Source organism: Flavobacterium notoginsengisoli (genome assembly GCF_014207905.1).
GTDB lineage: Bacteria > Bacteroidota > Bacteroidia > Flavobacteriales > Flavobacteriaceae > Flavobacterium > Flavobacterium notoginsengisoli_A.
Genome location: NZ_JACHLB010000002.1, coordinates 455,363 through 472,078, shown reverse-complemented (window position 1 = coordinate 472,078; position 16,716 = coordinate 455,363). Strand labels below are relative to the sequence as shown.

Genomic DNA, 16,716 nt, shown 5'->3' with positions numbered 1-16,716 from the left:
AAATATATTAATTAATTTCTAAGAAGCGGCAAGCACTGAGTTTGAGGAAAAATTAGAACAAATCTTAAAACAAAAAAGATAATGAAAGGAGTATTATTAGTAAATTTAGGATCTCCCGAAAGTCCCGCGCCAAAAGATGTCAAACCGTATTTAGATGAATTTTTAATGGATAAATACGTGATCGATGTTCCGTATTTATTAAGAGCTTTACTAGTTCGCGGCATTATTTTAAGAAAAAGACCAGAAGAATCTGCGCACGCTTACGCAAAAATCTGGTGGGAAGAAGGTTCTCCATTAGTTGTTCTTTCAGAAAGAATGCAGCAAAAACTACAGCCTTTAGTAAATGTTCCCGTTTCCTTAGCAATGCGTTACGGAAGCATGACCATCGAAAAAGGACTTCAGGAATTGAGCGATAAAGGAGTTACAGATGTAATGCTTTTTCCACTATATCCACAATATGCGATGGCTTCGACTTTGACTATTTTGGTAAAGGCTGAGGAAATTCGCAAGAAGAAATTCCCGCACATGACATTTACTGATGTTCCAGCATTTTATAATAAACCAGATTACATCAAGAATTTGGCCGATTCAATTCAGAAACATGTAGTTGGTTTTGAATATGATCATTTGTTGTTCTCGTATCACGGAATTCCAGAACGTCATATCCGCAAAACCGACGTAACAAAATCGCATTGTAAAATTGACGGATCCTGCTGCACCACGCCATCTCCGGCGCACGAATTCTGCTATCGCCACCAATGTTATGAAACTACAAGACAAGTCGTTAAATTATTAGGTCTTTCCGAAGATCAATACAGTCTGACATTTCAATCGCGTTTAGAAGGAGATAAATGGTTAGAACCTTATACAGATGTTGAAATTGATAATATGCCGGCAAAAGGAATCAAGAAATTGGCCGTTGTTACTCCGGCTTTTGTTTCAGACTGTTTAGAAACACTCGAAGAAATCGCTATGCGTGCCAAAGAAGATTTTGAAGCAAAAGGAGGAGAAGAGTTTTTAGCAATTCCATGTTTGAATGACGACGACCAATGGTGCCGGACATTGAGTAAATGGATTAGGGACTGGTCTGAATAATCCTCAAAGGGCACTTCTATCAATCCATTAAATTAATCTGATGAGATTTGAAATATTTCTGATATGCTTTATACAACTGATTAATTCCTAAACCTATAAAAAATAAAGAGATCATATTACAAAATAAAGACTGCAGCTGCCTTCAATTTTGCCACAAAAGATTAAAGCGGTTTTTAAAGATATTTTACTATTCTAAGTTTTGCGGCAGAATTGTGGCACATAGCACTTTTGAAAACCAAATAGTCAACAAAACCAAAGATTAAGCTGTTTAGGTTCGAAACTTTTAGATAACACTGGTAAGAGCACTTAGGAGTCCCCGCGAGATATATTCTTTTCAGAAACAAAAAATAAATTTTTAACCGGACCCAATAAAGCTTTGGCCCAGTGCAGAAAGAAGACCTTCTTTAGTACCAGTACAAAGCCATTAAAAGAATTGGGCTTCTGGACATAGAGGTCCGCCCCCTTATCAAAGGTATCTTCAATATCTGCAGGATGATCCCAGGTGGACAGCATAACGGCAGGAATGTCCCGAAGCTCTTTATCTCCCTTTATTTCTTCCAGCGCCTGCTTTCCTCCTTTAACGGGCATATTGACATCGATAAAAATAATATCGGGATCGCTCTGGGATTCATCCCTGAGGGTATCGAGGAGCTCCTGCCCGTTTTCAACGGTCGTTACCTCAGAAGCAATCTGCGCTTCATCCAGGGCATCGATAAACAATTCCTGGTCGTCTTTATCATCCTCGGCCAGCAGAATTTTTACCGGCTCTTTTTCTTTTGGGCTTTCAGCATCCGGATTCTCAGCACTTATCATATCAAGCGGTTTTGTAATGTCCAAATGTACTAAAAATGTCCAAATGAAATTATATGCTGCAAAAGATGCTCCCAGGATCTCATTTTACAAACCCTTTTAAACTGCAGAATATTAAAAATAAGACTATACCAGTACAATTCCCTGCCGTAATACAGTCCGGTGCCAGCCCATGTTGTCCGCTGTATCCTTAAATTAGTTTTTTAAGCATTCCATCAAATATAAAACCATGGAATGGCAAGACAGAATACCAATATATTTTGCCCATAAGTCCGCGCGGCTTAAAAGTAGCAGCCTGATATAAGGTATTGTTGATTATTTTAAATTCCAGCCAGGCTTCACCCGGAAGTTTCATTTCGGCATATAAAATCAATTTACCTTCCTTTTTATTGGCGTATACAACCCTCCAGAAATCGAGTGCATCTCCTGCATGTATTTCCTTTTTATGTGTTCTTCCCCTTCTGGTCCCCACACCGCCAAAAATCTTATCGATGAACCCACGCAAATCCCAAAGCCAGTCGGCATAATACCATCCTGTTTCTCCGCCTATTGACCAAATTCTTGCAATTGTATATTCCCTGTTTATAATTGTTCTTTTTCTTCTGTCTATATAACAGCCTTTTTTAGGAACCTTTAAATATTGAGAAACATTTCCTTTGAATTGCCCGCTTACTTGTGAATCTTTCCAGCTTGAAATAATATCATCATCACTAATCTTTTTCAAAGCCCTTTCTAATGCCTGTCTGTAAGAGATAGGTGTAACTGCCAGTAAACTATTAATCCTGTTATCGCTGCAGACGACTTCCACTTTCATACTGCTGACCAACGCCGAGGCCAGCTTAAAAGAAGTTGACGTCACAAAATACAGCCAGTAAGACGATAATTTTGGAGTCATCACCGGTACTGTATAAATATATCTTTGGAGTTTTTTTGCTTTGGCAAACTCCAGCAGCATTTCTTTGTAGGTCAATATATCAGGTCCCCCGATATCAAAACTTTCATTATACGTTAATGGATTTAACAGTGATCGGATTAAAAATTCTAAAACATCGCTGATCGCAATCGGCTGGCATTTCGTATTGAGCCATTTTGGGGTAATCATAATGGGGAGTTTATCCACCAGATCGCGTATTATTTCAAAAGAAGCACTTCCTGATCCTACTATAATTCCCGCTCTGAGTACAGTTGATGGAACTGCTGCGGTTTTTAAAATTTCTTCTACAGCCTTTCTTGAGGATAAATGTTTGGATAATGATTGGTCATTTACAATTCCGCTCAGGTAAATAATTTGTTTTGCATTTGTCTGGTTTATTTTTTCAATGAAATAATTTGCAGAAATACTTTCCAGTTCATCATAATTAGAAGCTCCTGACATCGAGTGGATCAGGTAATAAGCGGCATCTATATCATTGGGAATATTCTTCAGACTTTCCGGATCCAGAAAATCAACTTCGATAACCTTTATTTTATTTTTAAACTGTTCAGGAAAACAAAACCTGTTTTTATCCCTGACACAGCAGATTACTTCATTTCCATGATCAAGTAACAAGGGCAAAAGCCTCTTGCCGATATAACCTGTAGCGCCTGTTAAAAGAATTTTCATTTTTGAGCTGTTTTACAATTTAAAGCTTACCAAACCATAATCCATTGAGAGAACCTGACCTGAAATTGATGCTGCATCTTCAGAGATAAGATATCCTGCCATACGGGCAACCTCATGGGGTTTGAGGTAATTTTTCAAAGGGTGTCGTTCGATCATATTTTCTTTCATCCGGTCGTTTCTTAAAATAGATCCGGACAAAGAAGTTTCTGTAATAGTCGGCGCAATACCATTGATTCGGATTAACGGGGCAAGTTCAGCGCCGAGTGATTTAACGAGTCCCTCAACGGCAGCTTTCGCTGTTGCTACACTGGCATGAAAAGGCATTCCTAATTTTGCCGCAACAGTACTGAATAAAACAATCGAAGGATTTTTTCCTTTCTTTAATGCAGGCAGATAATGCTGAATCACTTTGACGGCGCCCACCACATTAATTTCAAAATCATTTCTGAAATCATCAAGACTTAAGCTCAAAATGGGTTTCAGGTTTATGGACCCCGGACAATACACCAGGGCATCAATACTTTCAAATTCAGGCAAAGGATCCCGGAGCACATCAACTGAAAAATGAATTAAGTTTGGATGGGTAATATCGGGAGCTGCCCTGCTGATATTAATAACCTTATAATTTTCCAGCTGCTGCACTAAAACACCATTACCGATTCCTTTACTGCCGCCAACAATTACAATAGTTTTCATTTTTTAAAGATTAGAATTAAAGAACCGTTCTGATTGTTTCTGCTATGATTTTCAAGAAAATAAGATATTATTTATTAATTATCAAAAAAGCTAAAGGGGTATTTCATATAAGATGATATCTTAATGTTAAAGGTAATAATTGTTTAACTATTTTAAATAAATATTAAACAAAATAAAAATTATTTTATCTAAATTAGCTATGCTTTGCTTAATTCCCTATTGGGAATCCCTCAAAAAATACAATTATGAAAAAATTAAAACGGCAATTTCCCGATCGTGACCTGGACCGAATCATTGAAATGGCATGGGAAGACAGAACCCCTTTTGAGGCCATTGCATATCAGTTTGAGCTTCAGGAAGCTGATGTAAAAATTTTAATGAAGAAGGAACTCAAACCCGGCAGCTATATACTTTGGCGTAAAAGAGTAGAAAACTGTCAAACAAAACATAAGCGGAAACGCAGTGACGCAACTAAACGCTTTAAGTGCAGCGAGCAGCGGGTCATTTCCAATAACAAAAAATCGAAGCAGAAACAATAGAAACAATCAGCTGTATTATTGGAATTATGATACAAAATGCAGAATTCATGTAACCATAAACATTTAAAAGCCAATAGCTTCGCCATTAAAACTATACCAATCAAATCTAACGCTATGTACCGTAATCCAGGGCTTCTACAAAATATAATTGATGCTATCCCTCTTCCCGTCGGAGTGTATGTGGGAGATAATTTAGAAATTGCACTGGCCAATGATGCCATGATCAAAACATGGGGCAAAGGAAATGATGTACTTGGAAAAACCTATCTCAGTGTCGTTCCAGAAATTGAAAACCAGCAGATTCTCGATGAGGCGCTTGGCGTTCTTAAAACCGGAACTGCCTTTCATGCTGTAGGAAAAAAAGTAGATTTGGTCATGCAGGGGATTATGACCGAACATTACTTTAATTATAGTTTTATTCCGCTCTTTGACGAGCATGGAAAAGTCTATGGCGTGCTTAATACCGGCGCCGACATCACAGATCTGCACAAAGCAAAAGAAGAAACCCTGAAATCGAATGAAAAATTAACCATAGCCATAGAAAGCTCCGGGATAGGAAGTTATGAAATAGACCTTGAGACCAAAAAAATCAAGACTTCAGCAAATTTCAATACGATCTGTTCCATTGGAAGCGAAACAACCAATGACGATTTAATTGCAAAACTTCATCCAGAGGACCTCCCGGCGCGCGAAAAAGCACACCAGCAGGCTGAGGCAACCGGAAAAATATGCTATGAGGCGCGGATTTTAAATGATGACGGCTCCTACCGCTGGGCTAAAATCAATGGAAAGATTATCAAGGACAAGGACGGGTCTGCAAAGACCATCATCGGGATTGTTCAGGATATACACGAGCATAAGGAATTTCAGGAGGAACTAAAAAAGCAGGTCGCAAGCCGTACAAATGAGCTCACGCGTTCTAATAGCGATCTGATGCATTTTGCCAGTGTAGTGAGCCACGATCTTCGCGAACCGTTACGAAAAATTAAATTTTTCAATACCCTTTTACGAAATGATATTGAAGACAATGTTAATGACAAATCTAAAAAATACCTTCATAAAGTAAGCCAGTCTGCCCAGAGAATGGAAAACATTATAGAAGGAATTTTGAACTATTCGACCCTGGATAAAACTTTACAGCATATCGAAACCATAGATCTCAATGAGGTGATTGAAGATATAAAAATAGATCTAGAACTGATTATAAAGGAAAAAGGTGCTATTTTAGTTACTTCTGATCTTCCCGAGATTCAGGGAGCGCCGATTTTAATTAACCAGCTTTTCTATAACCTCCTGCAAAATGCCTTAAAATTTTCCAAAGCGGACCAGCCTCCAAGAGTTATAATAACAAGCAGTATCATCAATAGTAACGGCCATGATTTTGTACAGATAAAAATAAAGGATAATGGTATTGGAATTGATGCAGAATTTGCAGAAAAGATTTTTACGGCATTTGAAAGACTTCATTCCAAAGATGAGTATGAGGGAAACGGCCTTGGACTTGCCCTGTGCAGAAAGATTGCCGAAAGGCATAATGGTAAAATAACTGCAGCCGGGGAAAAGGACAACGGCGCTGAATTTACGGTTACCCTACCCTTAAGGCAAACAGAGGATACAATTTAAGAAACTTTCTTTGTATTTATTTTTCATTGTGCATTATTGCTAACTTCAGATGGAGTTTATAATGGTGATGGTCCAATATTGGTTAAGATGTGTTTCTACAAATTATGTAAAATAAATTTATTTAGCTTTACAGCTAATCACCTAACACCATTTTCATATATCAAAATATTAGGATCTTATAAGATACAACTGGCAGCATAGATCTGAGATGATCTTCTGCATTTTAAAGAAACCCTAAGCCATAGCTTGACGAAACCGGTAAACAGATCTTGAGCTCATCATAAAAGCAGAAAGGAGAAAACTAAAGCTCATCAGCAAATCTAAATGAGCAGTTAGATCCTTAGCTCTTTATAAATTACAATTTTGCCTATGACATCAAAATCTAATTTATAATCAACAGTAAATTGGTAATTTTTATACGTTAATACAATGTCCATAGCATTATAGATAATAAAGTCTAAATTTAAGACTGGTTCTTTAGACAAGATGAGATATAAAGGCAAAGAGTTTTTTTGGTAATTACTTATTAATTCGTATGCCAATATTTTCTGTATGACTTCTTTCCACAAATTGATTACTTGGAAAATTTATTGGTCTTTCAATTATATAGGATTGCTATTGATGTAGTTCTACCTTATCAAATGGAATTGCCTGAATAGTTAATTACGCTTCTGGAAGCTCAAAAAATGCTTAATGATTAAGGAATGAATGTGACATTTGAAGAAGCAACAGATATTTTGAAATTTCTTGCTAAAATAGCAGATGTAGCAGTACGAAAATTTTTAAATGAAAAAGAAGAAAATTTATAACCAATTTAGATTTTTAGCAATCTATTTTAATATTTAAAATCTTGATATTAGTAATATTCGTGAGGATCGGTCGAAATTTTATTAGCATAAAAAGTTCGTCAAGTTATTGCTTTAAGTTTTGTGGCAGAATCGTGGCACATTTGGATTTTAAAAAGTTAAAACTTCAGCAAAATAAGGCTCTAAAAAGCTTAGGTTCGAAACTGTATTAACATCCTATTGTCTTATATATTTCTTGTTGTTCAACCGATGCCAGAAATTGAGTTATTTCATGGCTTGTTTTTTTGAAACTATAATTATAAGGAAAAAAAGGAATTAAATTTATAGTTTATGAAAAAGACAAGAAACAAGCACACCGGAAATTAAGATTCTCATGTCCTCCTTGAGCATCATCCACCTTCAGACGAAACCCGCAAGTTCCATCTTTTTTTCCTGATTAAAAAAGCTTTTTTACCTTACTTACTATAGGACAAATTTACCCTAATGCTGCTTCGATTCCCTACAGTTTATGATTTTAAATTACATATTTTTTATATCCATCACACTGGCACTTCAAAACAGGATACAGTATCAGCTGCGGATCCGCACCCCGGTTAATTCTTTTTTGCCTCTCGCTGAAAGTCCCAGTTCCCGCATATAATTTCTAACCGTTTTACTAGATATCTTATGCCCTGCATGCCTTAGTTCCACAGCAATTCTTTCGCTCCCGTAACGTCTTTCAAATGCAAAGAAGAGTCTGGTTATTTCCTGATGCATCAAGATCTTTCTGCGCTTTGTTTCATTAAGCGGATTTTTTTTCCATTTATGATACCAGTACCTGCTGGCCCCTAAAACTTCGGTCATTAACCGGATGGAGTAGCGCTTTTCATTCTGCAGGATGAAATCATGAAGCACGTCTTTCTTCTTCGAAATGCAGCTGCCGGCATTTTTCAAGATTTCAAACTTCAGTTCTGCTTTTTTAATCTCTAGTTCCAGACTGGCAGCATAAAGATCTGCAGCACTTTTTTTATTGTCCTGCTTCATATTCTAATCCCTGTTTCTAAGTAATAATCGTTATTAAACTGCTCTATCGTTTTATTATTCAGAGAGGTGTGAATTCTCTTTGTATTATACCAGTTTTCAATAAATTCATATATTTCCTGTCGCATCTTTCTGCGGGTAAATAAGCTATTTCTCGGATCTATTAACTCTCTTTTCAGCGAACTGAAAAAGCTTTCCGATACAGCATTGTCACAGCTGCATCCTTTACGGCTCATGCTTTTTATAAACTTATAGGAAGACAGCTCCTTAGAAAAGGCTCTGTTGGCGTACTGAACACCCCTGTCAGAATGAAAGATGAGGCCCTCAGCTGCAGTCCGGTTTGCCACCGCCATTTTGAGAGCCGGCAGAGTAGTATTTTTACCGGCGAGACTTGAGCCCAGGTTCCAGCCTATTATTTTACGGTCATACAGATCAATAATGATGGTGAGATATAAAAAACCTTTTGTAGTCTGAAGATAGGTAATATCAGATGCCCATACCTGGGAGTGGGAATGCACCTGAAAGTTTCTGTCCAGGATATTTGGAGCTGTGTAATAAGTATGCTTAGAAGCTGTAGTAGGCTTAAATTTTCTTTTTTTAATGCGGCGCAGGCCTAACTCCCGCATGTAAAAAGAAACCCTTTCCTGACATATAACATAACCAAGCTTATGAAGTTCCTTTGTAATTTTATTGCGTCCGTAATGTTTTTTAAAATAAAAGATGAATTAAGTCTAAATTGACTTATAAAGAGCAGATTACAGAAGTAGATAAACCTATCGGTAACGATTTAGTAATGGTGCTTATTACACTCGATTTCACCCGATTACCTTGTAAATCATTGTAACAAAGGTACTAAATAAATGGTTAACGTATAATAAATAAAGAAGAATTGGATATAAAAAACAATTGAATAAGAGAGGTAAATTGCAGAAATATAATAAACAAAAAGCTCCGAATTTATTCGGGAGACTGTAACGTGAGCTGTGTCAACGGAATAATTTTATAATTTTTTTTATATTTAATTATTCAGATTTCTATGTCTACAGTAAATACATATATGACTGTTGCACTTAAATCCATAAGAGATCATATTATAAAAAAACCATGATATAGGGATTCTATTAATAAGTGCTTACGCAGTTTCTAAAATTGTAAATTAATAAGTTTTTACATCCTACAAGGTGATAAAGTAAAAATAAGAATCGGATATTAATCCTATTGAGAGAATGGAGTTGATTTTGTATATAAATAATGTATTTTTACGATAATGAAAATTCTTGAATATAAATCAGCTTTCAAAACGTCTTGCATTAATATTTTTGAAAGTAATAGACCTAAGTTTTTTGCTGAGGGTGAATTAGAATTATTTGAAAAATATCTGGATCAAGTTACAGATGGTTATTACTTCGTTGTAAAAGAGGAAAACCAAATAATAGCCTGTGGTGGAATATTTTTTGATAAAAGTACAGATAGCGGTGGCTTATCATGGGGAATGGTCCACAAAAAATACCATGGAAAAGGAATAGGGTTATCTTTTTCAAATTATAGAATAAAGGAATTACAAAGAAAATTCCCAAATAAAAGTTACATAATTGAAACTTCACAACATACGGCTAAATTCTACGAAAAAATTGGTTTTAAGCTAAACAATATTGTTCCAAACGGCTTTGGTGATGGAATTGACAAGTATACAATGTACTATTCCAATTAGCATTATCATATTGTACAATTTTTACCAACTCTTACTATGTACAATCAATTTAAACCTAAACATTAGTCGAAAAAATAGTATTTAATTATGTGTTTAAATGAAAATAGTGTATTTCTTCGGGAAAATTTGTCATTTACCGGATAACTAAATTGACCCAATTTTGCAGTATAAATTTTATACTTCAAAAATATGGAACAAAAATCATTAACTGGAAAATTTCAATCGAAATTATTAAATCAAACCGCTTTTATTGAAGCGAAAAACTTACCTTTTAAAGCTGGGGTAGCTACTTTAGCGATCATGCTCCTGTGGGCAGGAACATATAAAATGACAGCTCCAGGTGCGGAAGGAATTATTCCTTTGGTAGAAAACAGTCCTTTAATCAGCTGGCACTTTAAACTCTTTGGGCCGTATATTGGTTCTGATTTAATAGGTGTTACAGAATGGGTTGGTGCTATCCTAATCTTAATCGGACTCAAAAAACCTAAAATAGGAATTTTCGGTACTTTCGTTACTATGCTGATGTTCTTTGTGACGGGCTCCATGTTGATTACTACGCCTGAAACAATAGTTAATGTGAACGGTATTGGTTACATGACCTTTTTAGGACTATTCTTGTTCAAGGATTTAATTGGTTTTTCATTGAGTCTGTTTATTCTACAAACTTTTAGAAAGAAAGCAATTGCTGAAGAATCAATCCAACCTTTTATAGCTTCGGAAGAATAGTTAATTAATTAATGTTTCTTACGTATTTAGCAGTGCTTATTAATGAGGTTAATAGATCATATTTGAATGGGCTGGAAAATTAAATATTTTTTCCAGCTCCACAAATGGCTCGGTCGAATATTAGGAGTAATCTTCGTAGTTATAAGTTTAAGTGGTACTCTTCTTTTATTTAGAAAAGATGTTGATCGGTATGTGAATAAAACTATCTATCATCGTGAAAGTCACAAAGTGAAATTATCTGTAGACAGTGTCTATCGAATAGTACAAGAAAAGTATCCTGATATTAAAAAAATTGTGCTTCATGATTTTCCTGAAAATCGCTATGAACCTTATGAATTTATGTTATACAGGTTTCAAAATGATTTATTCGATAACAGTTTGGCATACGTATTTATAGATCAATACACCGGGCAGGTAATTCGAGATGGCAATTATGAGGAATCCGTAGGAATGTTCTTTAGATGGCTTTATAGTTTACATTACAATCTTTTATCAGGACGTTTAGGAGAAATGATTGTTGTTATAGTGGGAGTACTTATGATGATTTCAATTATTTCCGGAGTAATCGTATATAAAAAGCATTTTTGGAAAACCCTCACATTTCAGATCACATTTAAAAAAAGAAAAAATAAGGCTTCTTTATGGCACAGGGTGTTAGGCGTATGGTCGATTGTTTTAAATAGCATTTTGATTATTAGTGGCATTTGGATCAATTGGCCATCTTTAACAGCTAGTCATACAAGTCATCATCAAAGGGATTACAGGACGGGTTCCATTGGAGCAAACCTGGATAGTATTTTAAAATACACGAAAGCATCATATCCTAGTTTTGCAGTAATTGCAATAGATATTCCCCAATTAAATAACATGCCCATTGTGGTTAAAGGACATATTTCCACAAATAAATTTCCGTTGTATGCAGGTAAATCCAGTTTTATTCTGTTTGATACTAAAACTGGCGCACCTATAGAATTTAAAAACATAGAAGAATCAAGCTTTGATAAAAGAATGTCATGGATAAACTACCAGCTCCATATAGGCGCTTGGGGAGGCTACCTAGTAAGATTTTTTTATCTCTTTATTGGTATGTTTCCTGTTGTCTTGGGCTTTACAGGTCTATACATATGGTATAAAAAAAAGGAAAAGCGTTAATGTCTATTATAAGACATTAACGCTCTTTCATAATGTTCAGCTATTCGGCTTCACCGATCATTGCTGTTTATTTCAATCCTACTAATTCTTGTGCGAGTTCTAGCAGGTTGGCTTTATCAAAATGTGGCTTTGGTGCTAACGGAAACAATGTTTGTCCAGGTCTTCGTAAGAATGCCCCTTGCCAATCCGCCCATAATGCTCCTGCTATGTCCCATCCATGAGCTGCAACGAGTAAACATTTGTTATTTGGCGTCTTCATTTTACGTGCGGCCCATTGATAAACGTTCATATCAGGCTTGAACTTACCAAAATCTTCAACACTTATACTGTCATCAAAAAACTCATTGATTGAAGCATTTTTTAATTGTTGCTGTACGCCAAAGTTAGAAGAGTTCGTAAATGATACCATTTTGTATCCTGCATTTTTCAAAAGTTGCAACCCTTCTTTTACATCTGGGTGTGGTTTTAAATTCAAAATATGCTTAACCACATTTTGTGCTTGCTCTTCAGTAATATTGATATTATTTGTATCTGCAACCATTTGTAAAGCTGATACTCCAATTTTTCCAAAATCAAAATATTGATTGGAAAGCGATGTTACAAAGGAATATTGTAGCATTGTAGAAAACCATAATGTTCCTAAATCGTTACTTTTAAGTAACGTATTTACGGATTTCTTTAGCGGTTCCAAATCTAAGATTGTTTCGTTTATATCAAAAAATAATACTTCCGGTTTTAAGATCTGTGTAGATATATTAGGTTCAGGTTTTGCAACACTAGCTGTTATCTGACTCGGTAACATCATTCCCATAGCACCTAATGAAAGACTGCTTTTAATGAATTTTCTTCTATTATTATTCATGAAATTTTATTTTCTATTACTATTTTGAGTGTCAATATTTTACTTAGCATGACGTAGTCTGCTAAAAATAGGCAACAAGAAAAGAAGATAACGCTTGGATTTTTTTTAGCAATTTGGCTGTATGGATTCCTGTTGTATTAGGATTCATAAAAGTTATGCGCAAATACACGTTGTCGTTTATTGTAGTTTGCACAATGTAAAAATCTCCTTCTTTTAATAAATATTCTCTTATTGCCCGGTTCAATTGATTCAACCTGCTATCTGTCCAGCCTTCCACTAAGTATCTAAAGCATACAATATTAGCTTGTGGCTGCAGCAGTAACTCAAAGTCTTGCCTTACCGCTACGTCAGTTGCAAACATTTTAGCTACATCATATAATCGGGTCACAAAATCATCGAATACTCCTTCACCATAAAACTTAAGTATGGCGTAAAATTGGATACTCATGATATTTTTTGTGCATTCAAAAGTACGCTTAGCTAAATCTTGCCATTCATTATTTTTTTCTTTGTCCCATAGATACGCAGCCCTTTGTTTAAAGGCTGCGTAAGAATCTGAACCGTTCTTAAAAAATAGAAAACTCATAATGGAAGGCATCATTAACATTTTATGCCCGTCTATGGTCACCGAATCTGCTTTTTCCAAGCCCGCTAATAGGTATCTGTATTTGGTCGAAAAAATAGCACCACCACCATGTGCTGCATCAACATGGAACCAAATACTATGTTCATTACAAAACCTGGCGATCTCCTCTAAATTATCATGTGATCCAGTAGACGTTGACGGAGCACTACCAACCACCGCAAATATTTTTTTACCATTTGCTTGTGCTTCATGATAAGAATCCTTTAAAGCACTGGTTTTCATATTGAAATGCTCATTTATAGGGATTTTAATAATATTTTCTTCTTCTAATCCCATAATTCTAAGAGCCTTTTCGATACTGTAATGGGCTTCGGAAGACACCATTACAGCTTGATTTCCGATTGGACTATCAACACATATTTTCTTCCTCGCAGTAAGTAAAGCAGTTAGATTAGCCAGAGAACCTCCAGAGGTTACAAAACCATCAGCATTTTCATCAAAGCCAATCTTTTTTGCAATTTTATTGATTATGACTTTTTCAATTGCTGTACCTGCAGCTCCCATTTCATATACAGCTGCACCATTATTAACTATGGATACAACTAAACTAGATAAAGCAGCCAATGGCGCGGTAGGTGAAATCTGATGCCCCATGTATTTGGGATGGTGAACATTGATAGATTTTTCCAATATATCGGCAAAAAACTGCTTTGGAGATGAGTTTGAGGTATCGTAATTCTCCCAGTACTCAAGTTGCTCTGATGGAGGGAGCCAGTTATTCACCTTGTTTTCTGCACGCTGAGAGTCTGTAAGAAAGTCTGCAAGCAAATCAATTAAATCGTAGCCGTTTTCCCGAAACGTTTCCGCGTTATATAGCTCTTTTAGCTTTTCGTTCATTTTTTATTGATTATATTCTTGTTAAAAATCTACTATTTCATTGAACCCATATTCATATTCATATTCATTCCCGCCATAGGATCACTTCCATTCCTAAAGACATACTCGCTCTGCAATAAGTATGCACCTGATATAACAATGACTTCGCCTTTTTCTACACCTGAAAGGACTTCAATCAAGCCATTACCTTCTTCACCTATTGTTACCATTTTGCTCTTAAATTTATCCGGTGCAATCTGGACCCAAACCGAAGCCATTTTTCCATTTCTTAAAACCGCATTAATGGGGAGAAATATTCCTTTTCGACTAGGGGATTGGATTGTAACATATGCGGCCATTCCCGGTTGCAACTTGTGATCGCCATTAGGGATACTCACCCGAATTAAATTTATTCTGGTTGTAGGATCTATCTCAGGATTAACGAACGTGATATTCCCATTTATGGTTTTATCTGACAGATCGGGAATGTTCACAATGGCTTTTGTTCCCTTTTCAATCCTTGGTAATTGCGAGGTGTATGCTTGTGCTTCTACCCAAAGAGAGGACAAGTTCGATAATCGTATAACAGTTGTTCCTTCAGACAGGTAATCACCTTGCATGATATTGATTTCAGTAATATAGCCCGACTCCTTACTATAAAAGCTAGTTAGGATATTGGACTGCTTCGATTGGTCGATATCATGTATCTGATTTTCAGAAAGTCCCCATAACTCCAGCTTGTTCTTTGCCGCTTGAATTAATTGCTTATAATCAACCATTGTATTGCCAAGCGTGCGTTCTTTTTCTAGTAGATTGCGATATTGCTCTTTTGCATCGTTCAGTTCTTCACTATATAAATCATATAATTTAGCACCTGCAGGCACAAATTCACCTAAAGCCTTGTAATAAAGTTTATCTACTCTTCCAGACACGCGCGCACTTACAGCACTTGCAGTCGTTTGATCATAAGTCAGGGTTCCAGTTAATACCTGCTGATTATTACCGGTACCCTCTGAGAGGGTATCGGTTTTAATATTACCTAATTGTATCTGTGATGGACTCAGCTGAACTTCTGTTGTCATTTGTTGCTGGCCTTTTTTTACGGCAATTAAATCCATATGACAAATTGGACAATGTCCAGGATGTGATTCATTAACCTGAGGATGCATTGAACAGGTATAATAGGTATCACTATCTTTTGAGCCTTCTTTTTTTTCGTGGGTACATGCCACAAAAAGGAGTGCTATAGTTGCAAAGACCATTAGCACTATAACAAGATATTTTGTTTTCATTGCTATGATTTTGAATTTTATTAATTTTCTGTTTTGATAAAGCTTTCACTATCTATCAGATATTGCGCATTAATCGCAACATTATCGTCTGATTCAAGTCCGCTCAAGATCTCCACTTTACCATTTATTGTAACACCCGTTTGAACCTGTTTTACCTGAAATCCTCCGCCTTGTTTCAAGAAAACAACGTGACGAAGTCCTAAAGATATTACGGCTGTTTCCGGAAGCCATCTCTTACCTGTGAGTGTTACATTCAGCGATGCTTTCACCTGACTTCCAATAGGAATTTTTAATTCGCTGTTATTGAAAAATGCTCTGGCAGAAAGGGTCTTACTGTTCTGTCTGTAAAATGGTTCAATAAAATCTATTTTGGCTTGAAAACTGCGGTCAGGCGCTGTTTCGGCTACGACTTTAATAGGCATTCCTTTTTTTATCAGTGAAGCCTGTTCTGCAAAAAAGTTAAGCAGAACCCAACTACGATCTGTATTAAAAAGCTGAAAAACAGTTTGACCACGCTGAACGTACATTCCTTCTTTAATGGGCAATTCTTCGCTCATACCTGATTGTCCCATAGCATTCGAATTACTTCCGCCCATATTTCCAGCCTCATGGACATGGCCAGAATAATTGCTATACACCGTTACAACGTAAGATGGTTTCCCTTTTCTGACCAGATCATTAATCTGAGATTGCGTCATCCCCAGCAACATTAGTTTGTTCTGAGCGACTTTTATCAAAGCACTATTTTCAGGATCACTTTTAATTAGAAATAGGTATTCTTGTTCTGCGGTAACCAGTTCAGGGCTATATATATCCATTACGGGCATTCCCTTATGGATATGTTGGTATCTATATTTTACATACAGCTTTTCAATTCTCCCTGCTATTTTAGAAGAGATTGTATTATTAAGCCTTGTGTCATAATCGATACGTCCTAAGGATTCTAAAGTCACTTCCTGATCCGCTGTTGAAACATTGGTTACAGGAACCTGCGAAACGACATAATCATTTGTTGGCTTTAATAAAGTCGCTAAATCAACATCTTTTACCGTTGCGCTCCCTTTTCCTTTTTTGACCAAGGGCATTCCACAGATGGGACAACTTCCTCCTTTATGTTCATGCACATGCGGATGCATAGGGCATGTATAAACGTCTTCTTCTCCATGATCAGCGTGCTGTTCATGTGAATTTTCTGTTTTTAAATTACTTTCTTTATGTTCTTTTTTCTGATCTGTACAGCTGGTGAGCAAAAGTGTCGAAAGTCCAATTGCTATCAAACTGCCATAAGATATCAGATGTAGAGATTTAAATTTTCTCAT

General features: G+C 36.1%; 14 protein-coding genes and 1 pseudogene. 6 read left to right on the top strand and 9 right to left on the bottom strand.

What is annotated here, in order from left to right:
• Positions 1–81 precede the first annotated feature (81 nt).
• A complete protein-coding gene (gene hemH / locus HNP35_RS08900) occupies positions 82–1,095 on the top strand; it encodes a ferrochelatase (protein WP_184160472.1) in 1,014 nt (337 codons plus the stop codon).
• A gap of 306 nt (positions 1,096–1,401) precedes the next feature.
• Here the strand turns inward: hemH and HNP35_RS08895 are convergent, their stop codons facing one another.
• The 3 genes from HNP35_RS08895 to HNP35_RS08885 all read right to left on the bottom strand — a co-directional run bounded on the left by HNP35_RS08895 (position 1,402) and on the right by HNP35_RS08885 (position 4,204).
• The gene (locus tag HNP35_RS08895; RefSeq protein ID WP_184160470.1) at positions 1,402–1,908 is read right to left on the bottom strand and encodes a response regulator; all 507 of its coding nucleotides are present in this window, start codon (positions 1,906–1,908) and stop codon (positions 1,402–1,404) included.
• A gap of 187 nt (positions 1,909–2,095) precedes the next feature.
• Complete coding sequence (locus HNP35_RS08890) at positions 2,096–3,508, bottom strand: SDR family oxidoreductase (protein WP_184160468.1); 1,413 nt, start codon at positions 3,506–3,508, stop codon at positions 2,096–2,098.
• Positions 3,509–3,520: 12 nt separating this feature from the next.
• On the bottom strand, positions 3,521–4,204 hold the full coding sequence (locus HNP35_RS08885) for an SDR family NAD(P)-dependent oxidoreductase (RefSeq protein WP_184160466.1): 684 nt from the start codon (positions 4,202–4,204) through the stop codon (positions 3,521–3,523).
• 245 nt (positions 4,205–4,449) lie between these two features.
• On the opposite strand from HNP35_RS08885, the gene HNP35_RS08880 reads away from it, so the two are divergent.
• Together HNP35_RS08880 and HNP35_RS08875 are read left to right on the top strand one after the other, a co-directional pair.
• The gene (locus tag HNP35_RS08880; protein WP_184160464.1) at positions 4,450–4,743 is read left to right on the top strand and encodes a TIGR03643 family protein; all 294 of its coding nucleotides are present in this window, start codon (positions 4,450–4,452) and stop codon (positions 4,741–4,743) included.
• Between the two features lie 36 nt (positions 4,744–4,779).
• Complete coding sequence (locus HNP35_RS08875; protein WP_246453411.1) at positions 4,780–6,366, top strand: sensor histidine kinase; 1,587 nt, start codon at positions 4,780–4,782, stop codon at positions 6,364–6,366.
• Positions 6,367–7,742: 1,376 nt separating this feature from the next.
• Here the strand turns inward: HNP35_RS08875 and HNP35_RS08870 are convergent.
• Positions 7,743–8,195 (bottom strand): IS3 family transposase, encoded by a 453-nt coding sequence (locus tag HNP35_RS08870; RefSeq protein WP_184160462.1) that lies wholly within the window; start codon positions 8,193–8,195, stop codon positions 7,743–7,745.
• A pseudogene (locus HNP35_RS08865) lies at positions 8,192–8,905 on the bottom strand (IS3 family transposase); the annotation flags it as partial. The pseudogene HNP35_RS08865 and the gene HNP35_RS08870, both read right to left, overlap by 4 nt.
• Before the next feature lie 554 nt (positions 8,906–9,459).
• Between HNP35_RS08865 and HNP35_RS08860 the strand changes: the two are divergent.
• The 3 genes from HNP35_RS08860 (at position 9,460) to HNP35_RS08850 (ending at position 11,781) form a co-directional block, all read left to right on the top strand.
• The gene (locus tag HNP35_RS08860) at positions 9,460–9,903 is read left to right on the top strand and encodes a GNAT family N-acetyltransferase (RefSeq protein ID WP_184160460.1); all 444 of its coding nucleotides are present in this window, start codon (positions 9,460–9,462) and stop codon (positions 9,901–9,903) included.
• Positions 9,904–10,092: 189 nt separating this feature from the next.
• Positions 10,093–10,629, top strand: coding sequence for a DUF417 family protein (locus HNP35_RS08855; RefSeq protein WP_184160458.1), 537 nt, complete (start codon positions 10,093–10,095; stop codon positions 10,627–10,629).
• 66 nt (positions 10,630–10,695) lie between these two features.
• Positions 10,696–11,781, top strand: a complete 1,086-nt coding sequence (locus HNP35_RS08850) for a PepSY-associated TM helix domain-containing protein (protein WP_184160456.1) — start codon at positions 10,696–10,698, stop codon at positions 11,779–11,781.
• A 67-nt stretch (positions 11,782–11,848) separates the two neighbouring features.
• On the opposite strand, the gene HNP35_RS08845 is transcribed toward HNP35_RS08850, so the two are convergent.
• From HNP35_RS08845 to HNP35_RS08830, 4 genes are all read right to left on the bottom strand, one after another.
• Positions 11,849–12,643 carry a haloacid dehalogenase type II gene (locus HNP35_RS08845; RefSeq protein ID WP_184160454.1) on the bottom strand — a complete coding sequence of 265 codons (795 nt, stop codon included), beginning with the start codon at positions 12,641–12,643 and terminating at the stop codon, positions 11,849–11,851.
• A gap of 61 nt (positions 12,644–12,704) precedes the next feature.
• Entirely contained in the window at positions 12,705–14,126 is a 1,422-nt protein-coding gene (locus HNP35_RS08840) for a pyridoxal phosphate-dependent decarboxylase family protein (protein ID WP_184160452.1), read from the bottom strand.
• A gap of 32 nt (positions 14,127–14,158) precedes the next feature.
• On the bottom strand, positions 14,159–15,397 hold the full coding sequence (locus HNP35_RS08835; RefSeq protein WP_246453409.1) for an efflux RND transporter periplasmic adaptor subunit: 1,239 nt from the start codon (positions 15,395–15,397) through the stop codon (positions 14,159–14,161).
• Positions 15,398–15,417: 20 nt separating this feature from the next.
• Positions 15,418–16,716, bottom strand: coding sequence for an efflux RND transporter periplasmic adaptor subunit (locus HNP35_RS08830; protein WP_184160450.1), 1,299 nt, complete (start codon positions 16,714–16,716; stop codon positions 15,418–15,420).